Origin of the sequence: Bacillus sp. FSL M8-0025, from assembly GCF_037975475.1 — a bacterium.
Taxonomy (GTDB): Bacteria; Bacillota; Bacilli; order Bacillales; family Bacillaceae; genus Bacillus; species Bacillus subtilis.
The window spans coordinates 3,689,435-3,712,883 of the sequence record NZ_CP150258.1 but is presented as its reverse complement, the minus strand read 5'-3'; the positions used below and the strand labels follow the sequence as shown (position 1 = coordinate 3,712,883).

Sequence of the window (23,449 nt, the reverse complement as noted above, 5' to 3'; positions counted from 1 at the left end):
TCTCGTTTCCTCTCTTTAGAAAAAGAGGCTTCTTATAGTATACTGAATAAAGTAAATTCTTGCATTTTGAGAAAGAGGGATATCTCACTTGGACCGTTTTTTATATTATCCGTTATCTTTAATGCCATACCTCGTCATCACGCTAATTGTGTCGTTTACGATGCACGAGCTTGCCCACGCTTATGTCGCATACAAATTCGGTGACGATACGGCGAAAAAACAAGGAAGACTGACGCTGAATCCCATTAAACACCTTGATCCGTTCGGAACCATTTTGATTCTGGTGGCCGGATTCGGGTGGGCGCGCCCCATTCCCGTGAATCGCCGTTTCTTTAAGAAACCCCGGCTTGCTGGTGTGCTCGTATCTATAGCCGGGCCCGTCAGTAACCTGATTCTTGCGTTTATTGGTTTCTTTTTGTTAGTGTTGATGCATGCGTACGGAATGGAAATGCTTGCGGCGTTCAGCACGGGGCTGGATCAGTTTTTTTCTATTTGGATACATCTGAATCTTGTCTTGTTTTTATTTAATCTGCTGCCGCTTCCTCCGCTCGATGGCTATCGAATTATAGAAGATCTCGTTCCGCCGGGCGTGCGTGCCAAAATGACGCAGGCGGAGAGCTACGGCTTTATCGTGTTTTTGGTGCTGTTTGTGACACCGCTAGGATCTTACGTGCTGTGGCCGATGCTCAATGCAGGAAGAGATTCGATTTTAAAGCTGTTTTCAGCGATATTTCAACCGCTTTTGTAGGAGGTAGAACTTCATGGAAGAAAAAAAGAAAAAATCAATCGGGTTTAATATTATCAAAAGTGATCCGACAGACGGACACGGCGGTTTTGGCGTAGGGGCACTCAGCCTTGATAACATTTCTCCCGTATTCGTTGATGTAGAGGAAAAAGAAGCGTTCGTAGACATCGGCGCTATGCATGCCCGCAGCACCGTTGAAAAAGGAATTAAATTTCTCCCGAATAAAGAAGAAGTGCCGAACGGAAAACCATACTGGCTTGTGTGGGTAACGATTGACAGAAAAGAAGAGGGGCCTTATTACGCTGGTGTGACAGCCTGTGAAATGACGGTCGACAAAAGCATCAGAAGAGGCTACAAGTCGCTGCCTGAGCATGTGAATTTGATGGATAAATCCATGAAACGGAAAATCATCGTTGATAAAATGGACGACAGCTCGAAGCGTGTACTAGGCGAATTTCTGAAAAAGCATGATCAGGGCCTATGGGACCGTTCATCAGATGAATTAAAAACAAGCCTGCTTCCGGAAGATGATTAATTTGTGAATTTTCTGTGAACTTTTAAAGTATTTGAGATATTTTTTGTAAACATTGAGTAAACTGGTGATACAGAAATAGGACATGGAAAATCCCGAGCCGAAACAAGACTCGGGGTTTTTCATTTTTAGGGGGATATGAGTCGGCGACTGGGAGATGAAAGCTGGCGTCGAAGAAATGAGAATTTCACCACTTTATCCCAAAACTGATTGTTCAGCTCGATTGTTTAACATTCTTCCATCGATTATGAAGGAACCATACGAATAACCCGGCCTCCGAGGAGCCGGGTTATTTTCAATGATGTCGCCCCAGCCATTTGTCCCACCACTTTTTCTCGGAAGCGGGCTTTTCTTTGGATGGAAGCCGGTCTTTTGTTTGTTTTGCGGGTTCTGCCCCGTAGCACATGTTTGCTGGTTCTGTGCCTTTCACAAAATATGTGTAATGCTTAGCGGCACAGCCGGGACCTGATGAGTAGCCTGTTTCCGGATCAATGTACACACCGGTTACGCCTTTTGGCGGCTTGAACGCGGTTTCTGGTTCGCCTTTGAGCGCGTCCTCCATGAAGTCCGCCCAAATGGTTTTAGCATAGCTTTTTTCTTCGACCGAGTCGATGGTGCTGTTTTTGTCATAGCCGGTCCAAACACCTGCGGCCAGCTTCGGATTGAAGCCGATCATCCAGCTGTCTGCGCTGGTGGTTCCTGATTTTCCGGCATACGTTCTTGTCAGGCGGTTGGCTATCGTTCGCCCCGTTACCGACGTATATCCATTTAAATCGGTATCAAACATGCCTGTCATCATACTCGCTGTGACAAAAGCGGCTTTTTCATCAAGCACTTGTTTATGCTGATTCGGGTTTTCGTACAGCACGTGGCCGGCTGCGTCCGTTACTCTTGAAATAAAAGTCGGTTCGATTTTCTTTCCGCCATTTGCGAGCATGGCATAGGCATTGACCATCTCAATCGGACGTACGGGTTCGGTGCCGAGTGCCAGGGACGGCAGTGCTTGAAGATGGGCGGTAATGCCGAATTCCTTTGCCGTCTTTACAAGTTTGTTCGTGCCGAGAAAAAGATGCGTTTTCACAGCGTAAATATTGTCGGAAAGCGCCAGCGCCTGCAGAAGCGTAATCGGCTTGTTGGCATAGTATCCGTTATAGTTGCTTGGAGAATAGGTTTCTCCCTTTGCATCAATTTGAAACTCGGTTTCTTCGCTTTTCATCAAAGTGACTGGCGTAAATCCGCTCTGAATCGCTTTATAGTACAGCAACGGCTTGATCGTCGAAGCAGGCTGGCGCTTCGCCTGTGTCGTCCGGTCAAACGGGCTTTTTTGATAATCCCTGCCGCCGACAAGGGCGAGAACGTTTCCGGTGCGGGGATCAATGGCTGAAAACCCGACTTGAATGTCAGAGCCCGCGTTAACCGTTTCGGTAATGGTCTCCTCGGCGATGCGCTGCATCCGTTTATCTACCGTTGTATAGACGTTTAACCCGCTCGTTTCAATTTGCTCCCGTGTCATGCCGAGCTTTTTCTCCAGCTCTCTCATCGCATTGTCGTAGAAATAAGGAGCCTTTCTCTTGGAAACTTGCTTATTCAAAGGCTGATAGGAAAGAGGTTCCTTGATCAATTCATCCGCTTTCTTTTGGCTGATCATCTGCTGCTTTTCCATCATCCGCACAATCGTTTTCTGGCGTTCCTTGGCCTTCGTCTCATTGACATACGGTGAATAGCCGGAAGGGCCTTTCGGGATACCTGCCAAAAGCGCCGCCTCCGCATCCGTCAGGTTTTTGGCATGCTTGCCGAAATACAGGCGGGAAGCTGCTTCAATGCCGTAGGCGCCGTGGCCGTAGTAAATCGTATTTAAATAGCCTTCTAATATCTCGTCCTTAGAATAGTTTTGTTCCAGACGGATCGTGTAGAACGCCTCATTCCATTTCCGTTTCCACGTTTTGTCGTGTTCAAGGTATAAATTTCTGGCATATTGCTGGGTGATGGTGCTTGCACCCTGAACCTTGGCAAATGCTTTCAGGTCAGCAAGCGCCGCGCCGGCCATGCGTTTATAATCAAAGCCGTGATGATCGTAGAAATTCTGGTCTTCAATTGCCACTGTCGCTTTTACGATCGTCGGATTCATGTCCTTTAAGGGGACCCAATAGCGCTTTTCGCCGTAGTTCGTTTCCCCGAGCTTTGAGCCGTCACTCGCATACAAAATCGTGGATTGCGGCACTTGCACCGAGGGAGCGCCCTGGTATTTGGCTATCAAAATGACAGTCATAAACACGGCAGCTGCCGCCAAGGCCGCAAAAGCCCCTAAAAAGATAAAGGCGCGAACGGTTTTCAGCGTCAGTCTCAGCCGTTTATTTGTCATTGCATCCACAACGGGTTCCCCCTTTTTTTATGTTTCTACTATTATGAGAAAAAAAGATCGTTTTTAAACATCGCAGAACAGGACGCATCTTTACTTTTTCCCCGCCATCCTCTATACTTTTTCCTTAGGTGAAAATGAGATTTCAACCGAGAATAAAAGCTGATTAGACGCTTACAATAAATGAATACAGCCTCGAAAGGGAGATGACAATTGAGCGAACTTTGGTACACAGAGAAGCAGACGAAAAACTTTGGCATTACGATGAAGGTTAACAAGACGTTACATACAGAACAAACGGAGTTTCAGCATTTAGAAATGGTGGAAACAGAAGAGTTCGGCAACATGCTGTTTTTGGACGGCATGGTGATGACATCTGAAAAAGACGAATTCGTTTATCACGAAATGGTGGCGCATGTGCCATTATTTACGCACCCAAATCCGGAGCACGTTCTCGTAGTCGGCGGCGGTGACGGCGGCGTTATCAGAGAAATCCTGAAGCACCCAAGCGTGAAAAAAGCGACACTTGTAGATATTGACGGCAAGGTTATCGAATACTCTAAAAAGTTCCTTCCTTCTATCGCAGGCAAACTGGATGATCCGCGCGTTGACGTGCAGGTAGATGACGGATTTATGCACATTGCAAAATCTGAAAATCAATACGACGTCATCATGGTAGATTCAACTGAACCAGTCGGACCGGCTGTAAACCTGTTTACAAAAGGATTCTACGCAGGAATCGCAAAAGCGCTGAAAGAAGACGGTATTTTCGTTGCGCAGACGGACAACCCATGGTTTACACCGGAATTAATCACAAATGTACAGCGCGACGTGAAGGAAATCTTCCCGATTACGAAGCTGTATACGGCGAATATTCCGACATACCCAAGCGGTTTGTGGACATTTACAATTGGCTCGAAAAAATATGATCCGCTTGCAGTGGAAGACAGCCGTTTCTTCGATATTGAGACGAAATATTACACAAAAGATATTCATAAAGCGGCGTTTGTTCTGCCGAAATTTGTGAGTGACCTGATTAAATAATGAAGGTATGGCGCAGGAGCGAATCTTGCGCTTTTTTACAGGAAAGCGAGGGTATTATAGATGAGATTTGATGAAGCTTATTCAGGAAAAGTATTTATCGCGAGCCGTCCCGAGTGGGAAGAGGCGGACGCCATTCTTTACGGCATGCCAATGGACTGGACAGTCAGCTATCGCCCGGGCTCACGCTTTGGCCCAAGCAGAATCCGTGAGGTATCAATCGGCCTTGAGGAATACAGCCCATATTTAGACCGCGATCTGGCTGACTTGAACTTCTTTGACGCCGGCGACATTCCGCTGCCGTTCGGAAATCCGCAGCGAAGCCTGGATATGATTGAGGAGTACGTGGACAGCATTTTAGAAAAAGGGAAGTTCCCAATGGGTATGGGCGGGGAGCACCTCGTGTCATGGCCTGTCATTAAAGCGATGTACAAGAAATACCCAGACCTTGCGATCATCCATTTTGACGCACATACAGATCTTCGTGTTGATTATGAGGGAGAACCGCTTTCTCACTCCACGCCGATCCGTAAGGCGGCAGAATTGATCGGACCGCACAATGTGTATTCATTCGGAATCCGTTCCGGCATGAAAGAAGAGTTTGAATGGGCGAAGGAAAACGGCATGCACATCTCAAAATTTGAAGTGCTTGAACCGCTGAAAGAGGTGCTTCCGAAGCTGGCGGGCCGTCCGGTTTATGTCACAATTGACATTGACGTATTAGACCCTGCACACGCACCGGGTACAGGAACGGTTGACGCCGGCGGCATCACGTCTAAAGAACTGCTTGCATCGGTCCATGAAATTGCGCGTTCAGAGGTAAACGTAAAGGGCGCTGATTTAGTGGAAGTCGCACCGGTGTATGACCACTCAGAGCAAACGGCAAACACAGCCAGCAAAATCATCCGTGAAATGCTGCTTGGGTTTGTGAAATAAGTAAACATCCAGACGATGTCTGGATGTTTTTTATTCCCAGTCTTTACAAACATCAATCCACACTTTTGAGAAAGAAAATTCGGATAATTCTTTCGGTGTTAATTCAATAGCGGAGTTTCTGCTGCCGCATGCGGGGAAAACAGTCTGAAACCGTTTCAGCGATACATCAAGATAAACCTCAGGATCATGAGCCAATCCAAATGGGCAAACTCCTCCAATTTCATGGCCTGTCTGCTCCAGCACCTCATTAGGAGAGAGCATTCTTGCTTTAAAGCCAAATGTTTGCCTGGACTTTTTGTTGTCGATCTTGGCATCGCCGCTGCCACAATCAGAATCACCTGATCTCCTTCCCCTCTGAAGGACAGGGACTTGGCGATTCTAGACAGGCTTACGCCGATTGTCTCAGCTGCCTGTTCAACGGTCGCACTCGACGTTTCGAACTCCGTCACATCATTTTCTCCATTCCACTGTGTAAAGTGGGTTTTCACACTTTCCAGAGACATGCTGCATTTCCACTCTCTTCAAGATTATTGAAAAGATCATAGCATGGATTGGGAGACTTTGGTAAAGAGGGGACGAAAAAACCGCCGATGGACGGCGGTTTAGATCATGGCGCGTTGCGCAACATCAAAATGTTCTGTTGATGAATTTGATACTTCGACTGTGATAAATACAGCACTCACAGCTAAACAAGCGAGTAATAATTTATACTTCCATTTCATATAAATTCACCCCCCCTTGAATGTGCTGTCTTGCTTCTTCAACCTTTAAAAAGTAATGAGATGCTTTTTTGTAATTTTCCTGTTGATGATAATATTTAGCAACATCAAGTGCGAAGTCCTCAATATCTGCATACATCATTTTACTTTCAAGAAAAACAAAACATTTTTCTATCCGTTCCTCATCCGGTCCAGACAAGTATAAAGATTCCAAAAATTCAAACTCCGTTAGATACACGGTATCTCCCGCAGCTGCAGAATACTCTTTTCCTTTTTTATGATATTCACAGGCGTTATCAATCTTACCTAATTTAAAATAAATTTGTGTAATTAGGAAAAAAGCTTGTGGCAATGAAGGAAGCATTTTAGATCCTTCAAATACTTGAATAGATTTTTTTACATACTCTATCGCTGATTCAAAACTGTTTTGGTTTTGCTTGCAGAGTGCTATGTTATAAAGTGTTCTTCCCATTAATTGGGGCTGCTGCTCTGTTTTTGCAAGTGTAAAGGCTTTTTGAAAATGGGCAATTGCTTTTTCGTATTGTTTTAAATCCAAAAAGTTGGCTCCGAATAAGGACTGGCATTGAATCATTCTGATATCATATGTAGTCTGTTCACTGTATATTTCGAATGCTTGACGTGCATAGTCCATGGAGACATAAGTTTGTTTCATATAATAATAGACTTCTGACATTTTGAAAAAGAATTCAGCTTTATCGATTTTATCTTTGACAAAAACCAGCTTGCTCTCAGCTTTTTTAAAGAATTGAATGGCTAATACATATTCACGGCGATCCAGCTCATACATGCCTCTGAAGAAATTAAAATAGTACTCAAGCAGACCAGTTAAACGAGCCTGTTTTTTATCAATCTCAAGCAGCAGATCAGACAGTCTCGGCTGTTCCTCAATCCTCATTTTTTCTAACGGTTCAAGGTACTCAAGCATCAGGTTGTGCCGAAACTCCATCAGTGAATAGTACAAATGAAGGTCTTGATCTTCTTCCATTTGATCCAGCTCTTGCTTGATTTCTCGTCGCAAATATTCTGCATCGGGTATGCTAAATCGGCGTATGTACATATACCATTCGTTAATCTTTTCTCCGATGGAAGAAGAAGATATGACACCTGTCACTTTTGCAAATCCCTCCCTTCATAATTCTATATATGTCATATTTTATCATCAACATTCTTGTGAGAAGCGCAAAAAAACCGCAATTTTTTCTTTCGTTACACCGCATGTTGGAGGAAATACTTTTTAAAAACCACTTTTACCCTCGGCAATTTGTACAAGCAAACACATTCACCTTCCATATTCTGTTGTATCTGCGTGAGCAGTGTATTTCTGAAAAGGAAGTGAAGGTATGAGAAAAAATAAGCTTTCCTTTAAAGAAAAAGCAGGAGCAGAACAAGAAGAGTGCTTATGTTTTTGTGAGGGAGAAGCAAGCCGAGAAGCCATGTTTCAAGCACCGATTGAATTACCTGAAGGGTTTGTCGTTGATCCGGCTGAAGCTGTTGCAAACGTGACGTGGAATGCAGACAGCCTTTCTTGTGTCAGTGACCGTTGCTTAATTCAAACGGGGCCAGAGCCTGATGAGGTCGGTGTTCAATTTGCAGTGCGCCTGCAGGGAACCGTTACGCTACTCGTCAGTGTCTCACCTGTGCGAAATCAATATGGACAAGGGGACGGGGCTGTTTCCATCATTCACAATGAAGAAATCGATCAAGTCGTCTATTATTCCGATGAACCGGATGATTGCCCGGATATCAGTGACATCACGATTGAGAACCTTGTTGTTGTTCCGCCGTTTTACGGCAGTCCTTTATCGGTGACGGGGACGATTGTGCTTGTACCGGAGCCGGAACCCGTCTACGCGTTTACAGCGAATCCAAATGATCAATCAGTTTCTGTGATTGATACAAACACCCATACTGTTGTGACAACGATTGCTCTTCCGTACAATCCGGCAGGTATTGAAATTACGCCAGATAAAAGCGCTGTGTTTGTCTTACATCCCAACAATAATGTGATTTCTGTCATCGATTATGACACATTAACAGTGACAGCAACTATATTGCTGGATCAGCCGCCTCGATTGATTAGATTTATCCCTAATCATGAGTTTGCTTATGTTTTCACCGGTACTGCGGTTTATGTGATTGGAATTGATACGTTGACTGTTGAGAGGTCTATTCCTGTAGAAGGTTTTGATATTGCAATTGACCCCAATGGGTTGTTCGCCTATGTTCTTAATTTTGGGTTAGTGCAAAAAGTGGACTTATCTACCGGTGAAGTCTTAGGAACGATTGAACGAGAGCTTATCGTATCATCCATAGAAACAGATTCTACGGAGCGGTATGCGTATGTATTAGAACAAGAATTCTTATTCAATTATTTGACGGTTATTGATTTAAATACGTTTACGATCAGGGATACCCAAGAGCTGGAGCCTGACGGGCTATATGTAATGTTTACGAGTGGATCAGAGGTGTATTTACATGACAGCTTCACTGGCAATTTATATTCTGTCAGTCCGAATGGAGCAGGTGTAATTGGAAATCTTCCGCAATCAGCAACAGACTATGCGTTTACCCCGAATGGCGATTTTCTGTATGCAACTCGTTTTATAGAGCAGAGCATCATTGTTTACAACACAGATGATTATTCTGAGGAAACTGTGATATCTCTTGGGGTTTCACCGGGTGCCATTACGATTTAACCGCTGCATGTTGTGCATTTCTAAAAGGACGTGAAATCATGAAAAAGAATGATCTTTCTGCTTTACAGGAAAATTGTTTCTGTTTTTGTGATGAGGAAATTAGCCGAGAAGCGCCGTTTCAAGTGCCGATAGATATCCCTGAGGGCTTCAAGGTTGATTCGGCCGAAGCGTCAGCGGCTGTTACATGGAGTACAGACAATGTGTCCTGTATCAGTGAGCCTTGCTTAATCCAGACTGGGCCGGAACCAGAAGATATCGGTGTTCGATATGCTGTGAGAGTACAAGGGACCATTACGCTTCTTCTCAGTGTGTCGCCTGTACGAAATCAATATGGACAAGGAGACGGGGCTGTTTCTGTGATTCATACCGAAGAGATTGATCAAGTTGTTTATTATGCAGCACAGTCTGGCCGCTGTCCTGATTTCAGTCAAATAACAGTGGAAGATCTGCTCATTGTACCGCCTTTCTACGGCAGTCCGCTTACGGTGACCGGGACACTTGTTTTACCGCCATCACCAGACCCTCAATCGTATGTGTTTACTGCCAATACTGGAGACAGCACGGTTTCGGTTATTGATGCAGATTTAAACACTGTTGTAAAAACAATCCCTTTTTCTGACGTGCCAACTAATCTAGGCGTTACTTTCGATAAAGCATTCACGTATGTCCTCCATGGAAATACCAACCTTGTCTCAGTGATTGATAATAAAACATTAACCATCATAAATACCATTACTGTTGGAGGAGGGCCGAGAAAGATCGAATTTGATCCAACAGATGAGTTCGCATACGTGATGGCCGCCGGATCTATATATGTGATTAACACGGCCTCTCAATCGGTCATTGATGTCATTCCGATACCCGGCGCTTTAGACTTTGCTCTTGATCCGAATGGACAGTATGTCTATACCGCTAATGGAAGCAGTTGGTCGGTTGATAAATATGATATAAATACTGGGCAGTTGGTAGAAAGTATCATAGATTCATTTGAATTTCCCAGTTTAATTGCAACTCCTTACGCTGGAAATTTTGCATACGTGTTGAATGGTGAGCTGTGGCCGAAAGGTGTAACGGAGATTAGTTTGTCTCCATTAAGCAGGGGAGGGGACTTCAGCCGTTTATTTGAAACGCTGAGGACGATTGTATTTTCTCTCGATAGCACTAGAGCTTATTTTCTAGAGCCATATAGTGAACCGTTTCTTATTAATAACTTATATGTAGTTAATACGGCCAGACAGAGGATCATTGCAAACGTGTCTCTCCCCGGCGCTTTTGACCTCGCCGTAACGCCGGACAAACAGTATATTTATGCGGCACAGCCCAACGACAATGCTGTGACCGTGTACCGCACAAGTGATTATACAGCCGTGACGGTGATTCCGGTTGGCGCGGGTCCGTCTGCGATTGCGATGTAGCTATTTTATAGATCAAGAGAAGCGGTGCTGCGATAAGAGAATCGTTTATAAATAAATGATCCGATTTGCTGAATGGTAGCCAGGATAATCAGAAACAGCAGTTCACTTATAGAGAAACTGAGCATCCACCAAATCCCGGCTGCTGCCAGCGCTCCCGCAAACACTTTTCTGAACAGGCTGCCGTGCCGGAAAAGCTGCCGCAAATAAGTTCGCATGCAAAACAATAAATACAGAATCAGTAGCATCGCAAGTCCCATTGAAAGGGCAGGGGGCGTGTGAAGGCGGAAAGGGACGGCTTTAACGATTTCGAACATGCAGCCGAATATGATGACTTGGCACAACACGGCAGCCATCACGTATGTTTGGCGGACGTTTTTATAGCTGTCACGCAGCGATTTGACGTCTTCTGCATATCGGCTGCACAAGTTGTGTTGCTGAAAGTCACAGCAGCTTTGATGAGACTGTGTGAGTTTCTGAAAAGCTGCTGTCATGTTTTTCACGGATTGGGTGACATAATGAAGATAGAGAAAAGCAGGCAGCATCAGGAGGGCAGCGGTACAAGCCAGCAGCCCGAGCCGCACAGCATCATTGTTGATCATCTGTACATATTGGGCGGCGGCTTCGGCAACGGCCTGAACCCAGCCGAAGGAATAAGCCGCCATACCTATAAGCAGCAATAAAAGGGTAAAGACAGTGTTTTTTTTCATTGTCTGATCGCCTCTTTCTGAGAAATGTGAATGATCGCTTTGTTAGAAGATGCCATTGCATCAATGAGAGACAAGAAAACCTGCGCATCCATATCTTGAATGATGTGGTACATGTCAAGAAACGAGCAATCGCACCTGTCACACTCGGCTGCCCACTCGAAGCATTTACGCACATAATCGCTGTCATAAATGATCGCGTCTGTCAAAGAGTCCTTGCCGTATTGAAGCCAGGCGGCAACCTGTTCTTTCTTCTGTGTGACATAGTATGAAGCCACATCGATATAAGCTGAAGAATGGGTCCCTTGACTGTGAAGGATCAAGAAACCGCCATCCTCATAGATATAAGTCTCGGCTGACAAACGATCGATTTCTAGGCGGTACGTTTGCTGAATCTCTTGAAAAAACGGTGAATCTAATTGAAATAGAATACGAGCCGCGATATCCCAATAAAGCTTTATCGCCAACAGATCGTTTTGCCCGGGAAGTGCGCCGATCTGTAATCCGGTCCATGTATCTTCCATCCGCTCCTCATCACCCAGCACCATTTTTTGTGAGAGGGCTGGAGGGCATGCCGGGATGATTTTTCTTTCAGCATGATAATCCGGACGTTTTTCCAGCTGGAGGTGAGGAGGCAAAAGCGTTTCTGTATTTTCTGAGCCCCCAATCAAAAATAGCGTCATCCGATGGGCTTGGTAGGCAGCCTTATAGGCTTTTTGTAAATCACTGATGTCCAGCGCCTCAATATCTTCGATTCTGCCTGCGGGGAAAACGGCAGCTGGTGAGGAGGGAGAAAGCATGCTGATCAGCTGATAATGATATGAGAGCTGATGGTTAAGGTGTGCTGTTTGAATTTCGCTTGTAATCACAGCTTTTTCCTGAGCGACAATCTTCTTGTCAAATGAGTGGTTCCATAAAGCATCAAGCAGGATGGGGATCGTTTGTCTGAGCCGATCCGGTAATGAGGTAAACATGAAATTGGTATCGGTGTAGGTAGTGAATGCGTTTAAAAGCGCGCCATGCGCAAAAAAATCACTGTACAGATTGCGGCCGTTATGCCAGAAGAGAAGATGCTCTAAAAAATGCGCTGTGCCATACGGAAGCAGTGTATCACCGGATTCTGCCCGTATACATACATCCCGGCTTCCAAAATCGATTTTTACATTGCACAGCCGCAGGTGGGCGCGGGGGAATTTCAATCTGAATATTTTTAGTCCGCTGTCTGTGTATCTGATATCGGTTCGTTCATCCAGTTGTTGAAAAAAGGCTTTCTTTTCCATCTCTTCATCCCCTTACTACATGAGCTCCGATATAATTGATGGTCGCTATGAATTGCAATACATCACGGCATGTAACCGCTGAGATGCCATCCAGCAAGGCTTCTTTCGTGCAGGAGAAGCGGCGCAGGATCCCCATATAGGCCAATAGACCTTCGGGAGAATCGAATTGCAGCAGCAATTCATTGCGTAAAAACTGCTTTGCCTGTTCTAGTTCCCGCTCATCTGTATGAAAAGCTGAGACAGCTTCCAAAACGCGCGGGGGAATGTCTATCTCATGAAGCTGATCTGTACATATTGAAACAAGCAGCAAATTGTTCATGACATCGTAACGGGTGATAACGTGATAGACTGCCAGATCCTTCTCTCTGAAGTGCTTGAATAAAGCGGAATGGCCGTACTTTCCCAGTAATCCGTCTATTAGCTGTATTTTGATATAATCGCTGGCATCTTTCATCTCTCCGCAGTCAAATCCGAGTGTCAAGACGGAAGGACCTGCAGCGCTGCGTGTCTCTGTTTCAAAAACATGCCGGTTTACGGGTATTCTTTCGGACGTTACAGCGGACGTTTGCGGGGCATGTCCCCGAACATCACATGCTTGTACTTGTCCCAATATGTTCAGCTGTTTTTGCTGGGACACTAAATCAACGATAAAGTCCGTTGCGTCGAGAAACCGTTTAGGATGAATCGCCTTTATCCTGTCTTTCCGGCCAAACATGCCTGTGCCGTACATCGGGTTTCCGAAGACCTCCTCAGCCAAGCGCGCCGCCGAGTAGGAGAAAGGATCAGTGAATTTCTTTTCGATTCTCAGCAGCAGCTCATTCCTGGCCTTTTCAACTGCTTCGAATGAAAGAGAAGAAGGGAAAGACAAGTCTGCAAAAGTTTTCAGCAGGGCGTCAACATGAAGATTCCCGTTATATAATGGGTGAATCAAACGGGTCCCGCAGGTTTTCAGCTGCTGATCAAAAAAGAGATTCGCTGAGTACATGAAACGGCTGCCGGCAGCACAACCGAAAGCGTCAATAATTTGCTCCTTCAGGTATGCGGCGGCGCCGTAAAAATAAATCGTTTCTTCCTCAGGTTCCGCCGCGCTTTCGATCGGTTTCAGAAAGCTCGCGGCGATTGAAATAGTTGAAAATTGATGAGTCTTCAGCAGGTTAACTTCCAAGCCGTTCTCTTTTGCTTGTATCAAAGAAACCACCATCCTGTTTTTGCAGGTAATAGACTATGACCAGACCGGCTATCGGAATGACCGCCAAAGATACAGCGGTGCCGGCTAATGTGGCTAAGAATAGGGGAAGACAAAACAGATAAGACCGATATTTTGAGAAACCGCTCCATAGCTGCTGCTCCGTCTGCCAGCTGAAGGAGGGCCTTTTTTCATCCGCAGTTAACCTGATAAAAGCTCCCGCCAGCAGCAACTCAATGCACTGCAAAAAAGTGAGAACTGAAATCGGACGGCCGCTGATGAAACCCACAATCATCACGACAAGGAGAAATCCGCCTGCCAATAGGCCTGAATAAAAGCGATATTTCGCCCAAAACATCGTTTTCCGCTTGATCGGAAGCGTGATAAGCAGCATCCGGTCATTTTTTTCAATCGAATACAAAAGGGCGATCGGCGAGCAGATGAGCAAAAGCGCGGAAATCACGATATAAACCACTTGCTGATTGAAGATGCCGGTATTCATCATCTGGAACGAAAAGAAGCCGCTGAACGCCGCCATTACCGCGTAATTTAACAGCATAGCTTTAGAAGAGATAAATCGGTTCCATTCTCTTTTGTAAAACGAAAATTCAGATCGCCGCATAAATGAATGCATCTTGCTCTGCTGCGGAGGCGCCTGCAGAAAGACAGGAAAGTCAATGATCACCGCCCACAGCATATGCACCGCGCAAAGCGGAAGCGTGGCGGCCGGCATCAAAGCGGCGCTGATACATACACAGGCGAATATCGCCGCATGCAGCAGAAACATCAAGTTCTTCTTTTTGACGAAGTGGTTGCTTAGCACAACTCCGAAAATAATGGAGTAAACGGTAAAAAACGAAAACCTGCCGAGCCAAAACAATGTTTGCGCCCCTGACAGCGTTCCGTTTCCAAATAAGAACAGCGGTAAAATAAAAAAGAATAAAGTTCTTCTCAAACAGGTATCGACAAACAAAACGACACTCTGGGCGAGCCAAAAGCTCCGTGAAGAAATCGGCAGCAGGCAGCTCAGTTTCATATAAGATTCCTTCCATTGAGATGTCACAGAAAGAAACACCATATATGCGTTCATTAAGAGAAGCGCGAGTATGATATACGTTTTGCGCAACACCGATTCATCAATGCCGGCCTGGCGAATCAGCCCGATTTCAAACACGGCCAGAATGACAAGGCCTGCGGCAATGCGGATGGCGTCCTTTTTCCCTTGCCGGCTGTAAAGCTGTTTGAACAGCAAAGACATGATGGGGATTATGTTATTCATGGCCGATCACCTCGAAAAATTCCCGCCGCAGATCGGTCTCCTCTCCAATCGGAATGACCTTTTGGATCTGTTTGTTGTCAAGAATAGCCGCGTAATCACAAAATCTTTGCACGACATCGAGCAGATGAGAAGAAAACAAAATGGTCCCGCCTGCTTCACAGTACTCGCGCATTTTCTGATAAAAGACCTCTATCGATTCCACATCCAAACCGACGAGCGGCTCATCCAAAATAAATAGGGGAGCGCGCAGCAATAAGCCTGTCATCAATACAACCTTTTGCCTGTTCCCCAAGGACAGCTCCGAAATTCTCCTGTTGATGTATTTCGAAAAATGAAAGGCCTCGGCCAAACTGGCAAACTGCTGCTCTGAAAAATCCTTTTGATAAAGCGAATGGACGAAAGACACATAGTCCTTCGCCGTAATTTCTGTAAATAGCAGCGGATAATCGGCGGCGAAGTAACGGTGAGTCTTCAGCTGATCTGATGTTTTCTGCGGCATGCCGGCCTCCGCTTCAATTCCGCACAGTGTAAAGCGCCCGCTGAAATTGCGGTTCACGCCTGTCAGCGTATTAATCAGTGTCGTTTTTCCGGCGCCGTTTACCCCAAGCAACCCGTAAACGGCGCCTTTTTCTAAATGTAAATCTACTTGTTCTAAGATGACGTTGTCCCGTTCATACCAAACGGATACATCGTGTATATCCAAAATGCTCATCGCGAGTCAGCCTTCCGCGCGCGCATCCCGAACAGAATGGCAATGGCAATGAAAATCAGCGTAAACAGATAATCGCTTTTGACAAAATAGACGACTGCGCCGATGACAAAGATAAATGAAAGGATATACAGTAAAATTCTTCTTTGTGCTGGTGACAAATCGTTTCCCTCCTAAATAAGCTGGACCACGTCTTCTAATTGTTCATTTTTCGCCCAAGAGCAAATGTTTTTTCGGTGATATTTGTTAGAGTTCAGCCCTTTTAAGTAACAGCCTCCGCAATAGCCGCTGAACGGGCATTTGTCTTTCATGCAATGTTCACTGAACCGCGGCGCCTGCGCTTGCCACAGTTTATGAACGAGAGGGGAGTTAAAGATGCTTTCATAGGAATCATGAAAAATATTTCCCAATGAAAATTCCTTTGGAAAGAGGGCGCAAGGACGTACTTCGCCGAACGGGCTGATCACAATGGACTTCCAGCCAGCGCCGCAATTTGCCGCGCGTTTTCTCTCATAGGGAATAATCGGAATCAGATCTTTAAACTCATCAATCACATTTTGCTCGTATTCCATAAACTTGCGGTGCTGCTCGGCGTCTTTCGTTGGATGGACAATATCCCTGCCTCTTCCGAAATCATCAACCCAATTGTAAGAGAACGCCTTCGCCCCGAGATCCCGAACCTTTTGGGCCATATCGTGGATTTCCCACATGTTTTTTTCGAAGACAGACATAGCGACTCTGACAAATATACCGTGGTCACTCAACAATTTTATCGTTTTACAAGTTTGGGCAAAAGAGCCTTTTCTCCCTCTAAAGGAGTCATGGACCTCGGAATTGACACTATCTAGAGAAATGCCGACGATGATTTTTTGCTTGTAAGTCTTCAAAAGCTCCAGGCTCTCTTTTCGCATGAGTGTTCCGTTTGTTAAGACAGCGACTTTTTTGAACTTTTTACACACATAGTCAAGAATCTCATTGGCGTTTGGATGGACAAAAATTTCTCCGCCTGTGATTTCGCATGTCAATACACCGTTATCAAACAGCATATCAGCCGTTTTTTTGAATTGCTCAATCGACACGGTGCCGAGCGCTTCAGGTGAGCTTTCCAAATAACAGTGGGCGCATTTCAAATTACAGCGGTGCGTCAGTTCAAAGGTGGCGTGCAGGGGCATCGGAAATTCATTGCTTCCGCTCGTGGTGATTGTACGGCGGCTGGCCCGGTTTCCAAGCTGGATCACCTGCTTGTTCTGGAGCATGTTGAGCATGTCGTAATACCAATCTTTATGGTCTTCCGGTGATTCATCATACACTGCACATTGCTCAGCTAAAATCTGCTCAGCTGTTTTTTGGCCATCCATGCGCATGCAGAGCTCGTAAGCCGTTTTGTTGAGATCCAAATACTCAAAGTCAGAAATGGAGACATTATCGCGCAAGTAGTCGATTTCTAACACGCCGCCCTCAGGAAGCTGGTGAACTCTTACACTTTCATTAATAAATGGAAACATCTGCTCTATAAACAAAATACCATCCCCTATACATATGATTCAAATGAAAAACGGTTGTGTATGTATATCCAAGAGGTAGATTTTAGTTAAAAATTGTAATTTACTTAAAAAGGGCATAGTAGAATGACTATGCCCTTTTGGGAGATCCTTACCCCCATAGACCGAATAGACCTGTTGCACCGGCAATTTCAAAATCAGGGATAGGACCGTCCACTAGACAAGCGGCTCCGATCGAGCATGTTGCACAACCTTTGTTTTCTACAATGACAGCTTTTTTCATAATTGAATCCTCCCTTTTTTTGTTTTTCTAGCAGATCTATGTTGTACTTTTATCTTAAAACTATCAAATTACTAATTCAATACATATATTTTGAAAAAAATGTGAAAAGTAAATGATAGATTTCGGAAAAATGTAACATTTCCTAAAGGTAATTAGTGATATGATTTTCTCTTCTATATAAGGAAATGCTTTTTATGAGGTTTATCTTCAAATCTGATGAGCAATGATGGTAAGATAGAAGCAGTTGAAGTTTACAAACCGAATGATTATACTATTCAAGTCAAAGTGGAATGATGAAAAGGACGTGTCAGAATGAAGCAAGAGACACCGATAACACTCCATGTGAAGTCTGTGATCGAGGATGACGGAAACCAAGAAGTCATCGAATTCCGCACCACCGGATTTTACTATGTAAAACAAAATAAAGTGTATCTATCTTATTATGAAGAACACGACTTAGGCAAAGTCAAAACGATTGTGAAAGTAAGCGAAGGCGAAGTCCTGGTCATGAGGTCAGGCGCTGTCAAAATGAATCAGCGTTTCGTAACGGGAGCTTCCACAATTGCTAAATATAAAATGTCATTTGGTGAGCTTGAGCTGAAAACAAGCACAAAATCGATTCAATCTGATCTCGATGAAGAAAAAGGCCGTATCAGCATCGCATATGACATGCATGTCGGAGACGAGCAGGAGCATTTACATAATATGACGATCACGTATGAGGGAGGAACTCACGCATGAACATTGCGGAACAAATGAAGGACGTGCTGAAAGAAGAAATCAAAGCGGCCGTTCTGAAAGCGGGACTGGCTGAAGAAAGCCAGATTCCCAATGTTGTTTTAGAAACACCGAAAGATAAAACACACGGCGACTACTCAACGAATATGGCGATGCAGTTGGCAAGAGTGGCAAAAAAAGCGCCGCGTCAAATCGCTGAAGAGATTGTCGCCCATTTTGATAAAGGGAAGGCTTCGATTGAAAAACTGGATATCGCCGGCCCGGGTTTTATCAATTTCTATATGAACAATCAATATTTAACAAAGCTGATTCCGTCTGTACTGGAAGCAGGGGAAGCATACGGGGAAACGAACATCGGAAACGGTGAACGAGTTCAGGTAGAATTCGTATCAGCGAATCCGACGGGAGACCTTCACCTCGGGCATGCGCGCGGGGCGGCTGTCGGCGATTCCTTGTGCAACGTGCTTTCAAAAGCGGGTTACGATGTAAGCCGCGAATACTACATTAACGATGCGGGAAACCAAATCAACAATCTGGCGCTTTCTGTTGAAGTCCGTTACTTTGAAGCACTCGGATTGGAAAAACCGATGCCGGAGGATGGCTACCGCGGTGAGGATATCATTGCGATCGGAAAGCGTCTCGCTGAGGAATACGGTGATCGTTTCGTTAACGAAGAGGAAAGTGAACGCCTCGCGTTTTTCCGTGAATACGGCCTGAAATACGAGCTGGAAAAGCTTCGCAAGGACTTGGAAAACTTCCGTGTGCCGTTTGATGTGTGGTATTCAGAAACTTCACTGTACCAAAATGGAAAAATCGACAAGGCGCTTGAAGCGCTCCGCGAAAAAGGCCATGTCTATGAAGAAGACGGCGCGACTTGGTTCCGTTCCACGACGTTCGGCGATGATAAAGACCGCGTATTGATCAAGAAGGACGGCACGTACACGTACCTGCTTCCTGATATCGCGTATCATAAGGACAAGCTTGACCGCGGCTTTGATAAGCTGATCAACGTTTGGGGCGCCGATCACCACGGCTACATCCCGCGTATGAAAGCGGCAATCGAAGCGCTGGGGTATGAAAAAGGAACGCTTGAAGTAGAAATCATTCAGCTCGTTCACCTTTACAAAAACGGCGAGAAAATGAAAATGAGCAAACGGACCGGTAAAGCCGTAACGATGCGTGACCTGATTGAAGAAGTCGGCTTGGATGCCGTGCGTTACTTCTTTGCAATGCGAAGTGCAGACACCCATATGGATTTTGACTTAGATCTTGCTGTATCAACATCTAACGAAAACCCTGTGTATTATGCACAATACGCGCATGCACGTATTTGCAGCATGCTTCGCCAAGGGGAAGAGCAGGGGCTTAAACCGGCGGCAGATCTTGATTTCAGCCATATTCAATCAGAAAAAGAATACGATCTGCTGAAAACGATCGGCGGCTTCCCAGAGGCAGTGGCGGAAGCAGCGGAAAAACGAATTCCGCACCGTGTCACTAACTATATTTATGATCTGGCTTCTGCTCTGCACAGCTTCTACAACGCAGAGAAAGTCATCGACCCTGAAAATGAAGAGAAAAGCCGCGCGCGCCTGGCTTTAATGAAGGCAACGCAAATTACGCTGAACAATGCGCTTCAGCTGATCGGCGTATCGGCTCCGGAAAAAATGTAATCACGATCAAAAGGACAAAGTCTTCGGGCTTTGTCCTTTTTTTATGAGAAAAACGTGTGATGTAATTCACAATCCTGTTTGGCTAGTTTTTGTATGATAAGACTGATTATTGAATCATTGAAAGGGGCAAGCCAAATGATCAACCGTCAACACATTCAATTATCGTTACAGTCATTAAGCTTGGTGGCAGGGTTTATGGTTTGGGTGCTGATTTCATCACTCATTTCCCAAATCACATTAGATATTCATTTAAGCAAGGGTGAGATTTCTTTGGTGACGGCGATTCCTGTGATACTCGGGTCGCTTCTCCGCATTCCTTTAGGGTATTTAACGAACAGGTTTGGCGCGCGGCTCATGTTTATGGTCAGCTTCATCCTGCTTTTATTTCCTGTATTTTGGATCAGTATCGCGGATTCTCTGTTTGATTTAATCGCAGGCGGCTTTTTCTTAGGGATCGGGGGAGCGGTGTTTTCCATTGGGGTGACCTCCCTCCCGAAATATTATCCGAAAGAAAAGCACGGTGTCGTCAATGGGATTTACGGTGCAGGAAATATCGGGACAGCCGTTACGACATTTGCAGCGCCGGTTATCGCTCAAGCCGTCGGGTGGAAATCAACCGTGCAGATGTATTTGGTTTTGCTGGCTGTCTTTGCCTTACTGCACGTTTTGTTTGGCGACAGGCATGAGAAGAAGGTCAAAGTTTCTGTTAAGACTCAAATCAAAGCCGTTTACCGAAATCATGTGCTATGGTTTCTGAGCCTGTTTTATTTTATTACGTTCGGTGCCTTTGTCGCCTTCACTATCTATCTGCCGAACTTTCTGGTGGAGCATTTTGGGCTGAATCCTGCAGATGCCGGCTTGCGGACGGCTGGCTTTATTGCGGTTTCTACGCTGCTCAGGCCTGCAGGCGGATTCCTGGCTGATAAAATGAGCCCGCTCCGCATCTTGATGTTTGTTTTTGCCGGGCTTACATTATCAGGCATTATCCTATCGTTCGCGCCGACAATCGGCCTTTATACGTTTGGATCATTAACCGTGGCCGTCTGCTCAGGCATAGGAAACGGGACTGTTTTTAAACTGGTGCCTTTCTATTTTTCGAAGCAAGCGGGGATTGCCAATGGGATTGTGTCTGCCATGGGCGGATTAGGCGGCTTTTTTCCTCCGCTCATATTGGCGAGTGTATTTCAGGCAACAGGCCAGTACGCGATCGGGTTTATGGCGCTTTCAGAGGTGGCGTTAGCCAGCTTTGTCCTTGTCATATGGATGTATTGGCAGGAAAGAATGAAAACACACACGGAGAGAAACAGCCAGAGCATCAACTAACACTGGGGCATTCACAAGATTGTTAGTTTTTTCTCGATGGGTACAAATCAATTCACGTTACAATAAACACACAACGTGACTTTCTTCGAGGTGAGCTCATGAATTTTCTCTCTGTTCGACCATCTGATAGTGATCTTATATCCAGCGATCTGCATGAACTGCTGGAATCGATCAGCACGAAAAGAAAAATGGAAAAACACACGTATTTGTTTCGAGAAGGAATGGATGCAGAAGAGCTTTATCTGATTCAATCAGGACTCATTGAAATCGGCAAGCTGACATCTGACGGAAAAGACCTGACGCTTAGAATCTGCCAAAAGCATGATATCGTCGGAGAATTAACACTTTTCACTGAAGAACCGAGGTATATGCTCAGTGCAAAAGTGCTAGAGGATGGCGAGGTGCTCGTCATTAATAAAAATAAGCTGGAAAAAGAATTAATCCAAAACGGCGCTTTGACATTTGAGTTCATGAAATGGATGAGCACGCACCTCCGGAAGATTCAGTCCAAAATCAGGGATCTGCTTCTTCATGGCAAAAAGGGGGCGCTCTATTCCACCCTTATCCGTTTATCAAACAGCTACGGAGTGGAGCGAAGCGACGGCATTCTGATTAACATTGTCCTGACAAATCAGGATTTGGCAAAGTTTTGCGCGGCTGCACGGGAAAGCGTCAATCGTATGCTCGGAGATCTCCGCAAAAAAGGGGTTATTTCGATAGACGAATCCGGAAAAATTATTTTGCACAAGCGGGACTATTTACGATGTGAGATTGAGTGTGAAAATTGCCCGCTGGAGATTTGCAATATTGACTGAAAAAAACAAGGACAGCGGTGTCCTTGTTTTTTTACCTTGTGATAAACAGGCACATGACGGCAAGAAAGAAGCAGGCATTCACGATTTCCAGAATGCCAATCGTTTTTACGGGCCAATCCCTTCCATGAAAAAACCATGCCCGCAAGCTGCTCGGGATAAAAGCGAGAAACGCCCATCCTGCTCCGAAAAGAGCGGATAAAAAGGGGAGTAGCAGGTGATATCCCCATGACCAGTATGCAAATGCCCTGTTTTTTCTCTCGCGGATCACCGATTTCACATAAAAGGAACTCCCGATAAAAAATAAAGCAGACTGCAAGAAAATAAACCAAGCCCAGCCGTCAAGGGTTCCCATCCCCAGCCAGCAGCTCGCAAACCCGCCCGAACAAAAGAACAAGACACCTGCAACATCATTCAATAAGGCTCGTTCGTTTTTTCTGCGGGCAAAATACATATGTATGAGAAACAGCGGCAGTAAAGAAACGCCCACCCAGATGAGAGGCGGCTTATGAAAGACCGAGATCATCAAAAAGCAGCAGGCGGGAAAACCGTAATAACACATCCACTTTTGATATGGTTTGCTTTGTTTCTTTTTTAAGGCAAGCGTAACGGGATAAACCGCTAAGTATAGGAAAAGCCAACCAAGGAAGAGCGGAATATGCCAAATAACGGGGCCTCCCTTGACCATGCCGAGTAAAAATGGGATCAGCAGCATCGCCCACGCCCCGTGCTGCTTCGGAATCAGCGCCTTCATCGAAATCCTCCTTTTTTCTTTCATTATAAATGCATTCACCCTCCTGATAAGTGACATTCATCATACAGGCTGTGAAATACATCACTGCTGTACAGGCTCAGTCGAGCTACACTAAAGCTATCCTTAGCACAGGAGGTTTTCCTATGAATCAGTGTGACTATTTATTATTTCTGAAACAACTTCCTATGTTTAATGAAGTGCCTCTATCCATTGTCGAAACCTTGCTGAAAAACGGCACGTTTATCCGCGGTTCATGTGATCAGTCTCCATCTTTTCTTCATTCTCAATCTGTTTATATTGTATTAAAAGGCAGTGTCCGTTTTATGGACACAAGGCTCCCTGAAGGGTCGAAAACCGTTGCGCTGTGGGAAAAAGGCGATGTGTTTCCGATTGATGAAAAAGGCGGGCTTTATTTATCGCCCTTTATCTCAGTCAATGCCACTTCAGACATTCTGATTCTCAACATCCCATATTACATATTTAAGAAAATGATGTCTTATCATCCGCAGCTGCAAATGAACTTTTTGGCTATGCTTCAGCAAAATGTTTTTTGTTCCTATCAATTATTTTTGCGGTATCTGCATACATCACAGGATGAAAACGCCGAGCCCGGTTCTTAAATAGAGCCGGTTTTTTTGATCTTTGAAAGGCGGCTAATGACCCAAGCGTTCTGCCTGAACGCAGCCTTCCTTCTCCTTTGTGTGAACATTTTGTGAAAAAAGCGGAGTGTGTGACATAGTTCACA

At 45.1% G+C, this 23,449-nt stretch carries 24 protein-coding genes and 1 pseudogene; 11 read left to right on the top strand and 14 right to left on the bottom strand.

Annotation, left to right across the window (positions count from 1 at the left end):
• Positions 1-88 precede the first annotated feature (88 nt).
• Entirely contained in the window at positions 89-748 is a 660-nt protein-coding gene (locus MKX38_RS19195) for a site-2 protease family protein (protein ID WP_339188059.1), read from the top strand.
• 13 nt (positions 749-761) lie between these two features.
• Entirely contained in the window at positions 762-1,280 is a 519-nt protein-coding gene (locus tag MKX38_RS19190; protein WP_339188055.1) for a YwhD family protein, read from the top strand.
• Between the two features lie 292 nt (positions 1,281-1,572).
• On the opposite strand, the gene MKX38_RS19185 is transcribed toward MKX38_RS19190, so the two are convergent.
• Positions 1,573-3,648 (bottom strand): transglycosylase domain-containing protein, encoded by a 2,076-nt coding sequence (locus MKX38_RS19185; protein ID WP_033883392.1) that lies wholly within the window; start codon positions 3,646-3,648, stop codon positions 1,573-1,575.
• 201 nt (positions 3,649-3,849) lie between these two features.
• On the opposite strand from MKX38_RS19185, the gene speE reads away from it, so the two are divergent.
• The gene (gene speE, locus MKX38_RS19180) at positions 3,850-4,680 is read left to right on the top strand and encodes a spermidine synthase (protein ID WP_003227543.1); all 831 of its coding nucleotides are present in this window, start codon (positions 3,850-3,852) and stop codon (positions 4,678-4,680) included.
• A gap of 60 nt (positions 4,681-4,740) precedes the next feature.
• On the top strand, positions 4,741-5,613 hold the full coding sequence (gene speB / locus MKX38_RS19175; RefSeq protein ID WP_003227545.1) for an agmatinase: 873 nt from the start codon (positions 4,741-4,743) through the stop codon (positions 5,611-5,613).
• Positions 5,614-5,643: 30 nt separating this feature from the next.
• Here speB and MKX38_RS19170 read toward each other — a convergent pair.
• From MKX38_RS19170 to MKX38_RS19160, 3 genes and pseudogenes are all read right to left on the bottom strand, one after another.
• Positions 5,644-6,116, bottom strand: a pseudogene (locus MKX38_RS19170) (YbaK/EbsC family protein).
• Positions 6,117-6,215: 99 nt separating this feature from the next.
• A complete protein-coding gene (locus tag MKX38_RS19165) occupies positions 6,216-6,335 on the bottom strand; it encodes a PhrC/PhrF family phosphatase-inhibitory pheromone (RefSeq protein ID WP_014665774.1) in 120 nt (39 codons plus the stop codon).
• The gene (locus MKX38_RS19160) at positions 6,319-7,464 is read right to left on the bottom strand and encodes a tetratricopeptide repeat protein (RefSeq protein ID WP_017696253.1); all 1,146 of its coding nucleotides are present in this window, start codon (positions 7,462-7,464) and stop codon (positions 6,319-6,321) included. Before MKX38_RS19160 ends, MKX38_RS19165 begins: the two co-directional genes overlap by 17 nt.
• Before the next feature lie 229 nt (positions 7,465-7,693).
• Here MKX38_RS19160 and MKX38_RS19155 point away from each other — a divergent pair, with 229 nt between their 5' ends.
• The gene (locus MKX38_RS19155; RefSeq protein ID WP_339188051.1) at positions 7,694-9,049 is read left to right on the top strand and encodes a YncE family protein; all 1,356 of its coding nucleotides are present in this window, start codon (positions 7,694-7,696) and stop codon (positions 9,047-9,049) included.
• 38 nt (positions 9,050-9,087) lie between these two features.
• Positions 9,088-10,464 (top strand): YncE family protein, encoded by a 1,377-nt coding sequence (locus tag MKX38_RS19150; RefSeq protein ID WP_339188048.1) that lies wholly within the window; start codon positions 9,088-9,090, stop codon positions 10,462-10,464.
• Between the two features lie 5 nt (positions 10,465-10,469).
• Here the strand turns inward: MKX38_RS19150 and albG are convergent, their stop codons facing one another.
• The 9 genes from albG to sboA are packed head-to-tail and all read right to left on the bottom strand — an operon-like array spanning position 10,470 to position 17,407.
• Positions 10,470-11,171, bottom strand: a complete 702-nt coding sequence (albG, locus tag MKX38_RS19145) for an antilisterial bacteriocin subtilosin biosynthesis protein AlbG (RefSeq protein ID WP_015250988.1) — start codon at positions 11,169-11,171, stop codon at positions 10,470-10,472.
• Complete coding sequence (locus MKX38_RS19140) at positions 11,168-12,448, bottom strand: pitrilysin family protein (protein WP_032722698.1); 1,281 nt, start codon at positions 12,446-12,448, stop codon at positions 11,168-11,170. Before MKX38_RS19140 ends, albG begins: the two co-directional genes overlap by 4 nt.
• Before the next feature lie 4 nt (positions 12,449-12,452).
• Complete coding sequence (albE, locus tag MKX38_RS19135) at positions 12,453-13,613, bottom strand: antilisterial bacteriocin subtilosin biosynthesis protein AlbE (RefSeq protein ID WP_080015532.1); 1,161 nt, start codon at positions 13,611-13,613, stop codon at positions 12,453-12,455.
• A complete protein-coding gene (gene albD / locus MKX38_RS19130) occupies positions 13,603-14,913 on the bottom strand; it encodes an antilisterial bacteriocin subtilosin biosynthesis protein AlbD (protein WP_038829818.1) in 1,311 nt (436 codons plus the stop codon). The genes albE and albD overlap by 11 nt, the downstream gene beginning before the upstream one ends.
• A complete protein-coding gene (locus MKX38_RS19125) occupies positions 14,906-15,625 on the bottom strand; it encodes an ABC transporter ATP-binding protein (RefSeq protein ID WP_017696261.1) in 720 nt (239 codons plus the stop codon). Before MKX38_RS19125 ends, albD begins: the two co-directional genes overlap by 8 nt.
• On the bottom strand, positions 15,622-15,783 hold the full coding sequence (gene albB / locus MKX38_RS19120; protein WP_003222006.1) for an antilisterial bacteriocin subtilosin biosynthesis protein AlbB: 162 nt from the start codon (positions 15,781-15,783) through the stop codon (positions 15,622-15,624). Before albB ends, MKX38_RS19125 begins: the two co-directional genes overlap by 4 nt.
• A 12-nt stretch (positions 15,784-15,795) precedes the next feature.
• Positions 15,796-17,142 (bottom strand): subtilosin maturase AlbA, encoded by a 1,347-nt coding sequence (gene albA, locus MKX38_RS19115; RefSeq protein ID WP_076457461.1) that lies wholly within the window; start codon positions 17,140-17,142, stop codon positions 15,796-15,798.
• Positions 17,143-17,166: 24 nt separating this feature from the next.
• Positions 17,167-17,319 carry a bacteriocin-like protein SboX gene (sboX, locus tag MKX38_RS19110; protein ID WP_010886632.1) on the bottom strand — a complete coding sequence of 51 codons (153 nt, stop codon included), beginning with the start codon at positions 17,317-17,319 and terminating at the stop codon, positions 17,167-17,169.
• Complete coding sequence (gene sboA / locus MKX38_RS19105) at positions 17,276-17,407, bottom strand: subtilosin A (RefSeq protein WP_003222002.1); 132 nt, start codon at positions 17,405-17,407, stop codon at positions 17,276-17,278. Before sboA ends, sboX begins: the two co-directional genes overlap by 44 nt.
• Before the next feature lie 312 nt (positions 17,408-17,719).
• Here sboA and MKX38_RS19100 point away from each other — a divergent pair, with 312 nt between their 5' ends.
• The 4 genes from MKX38_RS19100 to fnr all read left to right on the top strand — a co-directional run bounded on the left by MKX38_RS19100 (position 17,720) and on the right by fnr (position 21,953).
• Positions 17,720-18,148, top strand: coding sequence for a DUF1934 domain-containing protein (locus MKX38_RS19100; protein WP_003243604.1), 429 nt, complete (start codon positions 17,720-17,722; stop codon positions 18,146-18,148).
• Complete coding sequence (argS, locus tag MKX38_RS19095) at positions 18,145-19,815, top strand: arginine--tRNA ligase (protein ID WP_003227570.1); 1,671 nt, start codon at positions 18,145-18,147, stop codon at positions 19,813-19,815. Before MKX38_RS19100 ends, argS begins: the two co-directional genes overlap by 4 nt.
• Before the next feature lie 135 nt (positions 19,816-19,950).
• Positions 19,951-21,138 carry a nitrate transporter NarK gene (narK, locus tag MKX38_RS19090; protein WP_339188043.1) on the top strand — a complete coding sequence of 396 codons (1,188 nt, stop codon included), beginning with the start codon at positions 19,951-19,953 and terminating at the stop codon, positions 21,136-21,138.
• A gap of 98 nt (positions 21,139-21,236) precedes the next feature.
• The gene (gene fnr / locus MKX38_RS19085) at positions 21,237-21,953 is read left to right on the top strand and encodes a fumarate/nitrate reduction transcriptional regulator Fnr (RefSeq protein WP_003227573.1); all 717 of its coding nucleotides are present in this window, start codon (positions 21,237-21,239) and stop codon (positions 21,951-21,953) included.
• Positions 21,954-21,984: 31 nt separating this feature from the next.
• Here fnr and MKX38_RS19080 read toward each other — a convergent pair whose 3' ends face one another.
• Positions 21,985-22,704: a YwiC-like family protein gene (locus tag MKX38_RS19080; RefSeq protein WP_014481214.1), complete on the bottom strand. Its 720-nt coding sequence runs from the start codon at positions 22,702-22,704 to the stop codon at positions 21,985-21,987.
• 143 nt (positions 22,705-22,847) lie between these two features.
• Here MKX38_RS19080 and arfM point away from each other — a divergent pair, with 143 nt between their 5' ends.
• Positions 22,848-23,324 (top strand): Crp/Fnr family transcriptional regulator ArfM, encoded by a 477-nt coding sequence (arfM, locus tag MKX38_RS19075; RefSeq protein ID WP_003243032.1) that lies wholly within the window; start codon positions 22,848-22,850, stop codon positions 23,322-23,324.
• Positions 23,325-23,449 lie beyond the last annotated feature (125 nt).

Coding starts and splice junctions, on each gene's coding strand:
- speB (WP_003227545.1), top strand. CDS start 4,741: ATGAGATTTGATGAAGCTTATTCAGGAAAAGTATTTATCGCGAGCCGT.
- MKX38_RS19100 (WP_003243604.1), top strand. CDS start 17,720: ATGAAGCAAGAGACACCGATAACACTCCATGTGAAGTCTGTGATCGAG.
- sboA (WP_003222002.1), bottom strand. CDS start 17,407: ATGAAAAAAGCTGTCATTGTAGAAAACAAAGGTTGTGCAACATGCTCG.
- fnr (WP_003227573.1), top strand. CDS start 21,237: ATGAATTTTCTCTCTGTTCGACCATCTGATAGTGATCTTATATCCAGC.
- MKX38_RS19190 (WP_339188055.1), top strand. CDS start 762: ATGGAAGAAAAAAAGAAAAAATCAATCGGGTTTAATATTATCAAAAGT.
- MKX38_RS19080 (WP_014481214.1), bottom strand. CDS start 22,704: ATGAAGGCGCTGATTCCGAAGCAGCACGGGGCGTGGGCGATGCTGCTG.
- narK (WP_339188043.1), top strand. CDS start 19,951: ATGATCAACCGTCAACACATTCAATTATCGTTACAGTCATTAAGCTTG.
- MKX38_RS19165 (WP_014665774.1), bottom strand. CDS start 6,335: ATGAAATGGAAGTATAAATTATTACTCGCTTGTTTAGCTGTGAGTGCT.
- argS (WP_003227570.1), top strand. CDS start 18,145: ATGAACATTGCGGAACAAATGAAGGACGTGCTGAAAGAAGAAATCAAA.
- arfM (WP_003243032.1), top strand. CDS start 22,848: ATGAATCAGTGTGACTATTTATTATTTCTGAAACAACTTCCTATGTTT.
- albG (WP_015250988.1), bottom strand. CDS start 11,171: ATGAAAAAAAACACTGTCTTTACCCTTTTATTGCTGCTTATAGGTATG.
- MKX38_RS19125 (WP_017696261.1), bottom strand. CDS start 15,625: ATGAGCATTTTGGATATACACGATGTATCCGTTTGGTATGAACGGGAC.
- MKX38_RS19150 (WP_339188048.1), top strand. CDS start 9,088: ATGAAAAAGAATGATCTTTCTGCTTTACAGGAAAATTGTTTCTGTTTT.
- MKX38_RS19155 (WP_339188051.1), top strand. CDS start 7,694: ATGAGAAAAAATAAGCTTTCCTTTAAAGAAAAAGCAGGAGCAGAACAA.
- MKX38_RS19140 (WP_032722698.1), bottom strand. CDS start 12,448: ATGGAAAAGAAAGCCTTTTTTCAACAACTGGATGAACGAACCGATATC.
- albD (WP_038829818.1), bottom strand. CDS start 14,913: ATGAATAACATAATCCCCATCATGTCTTTGCTGTTCAAACAGCTTTAC.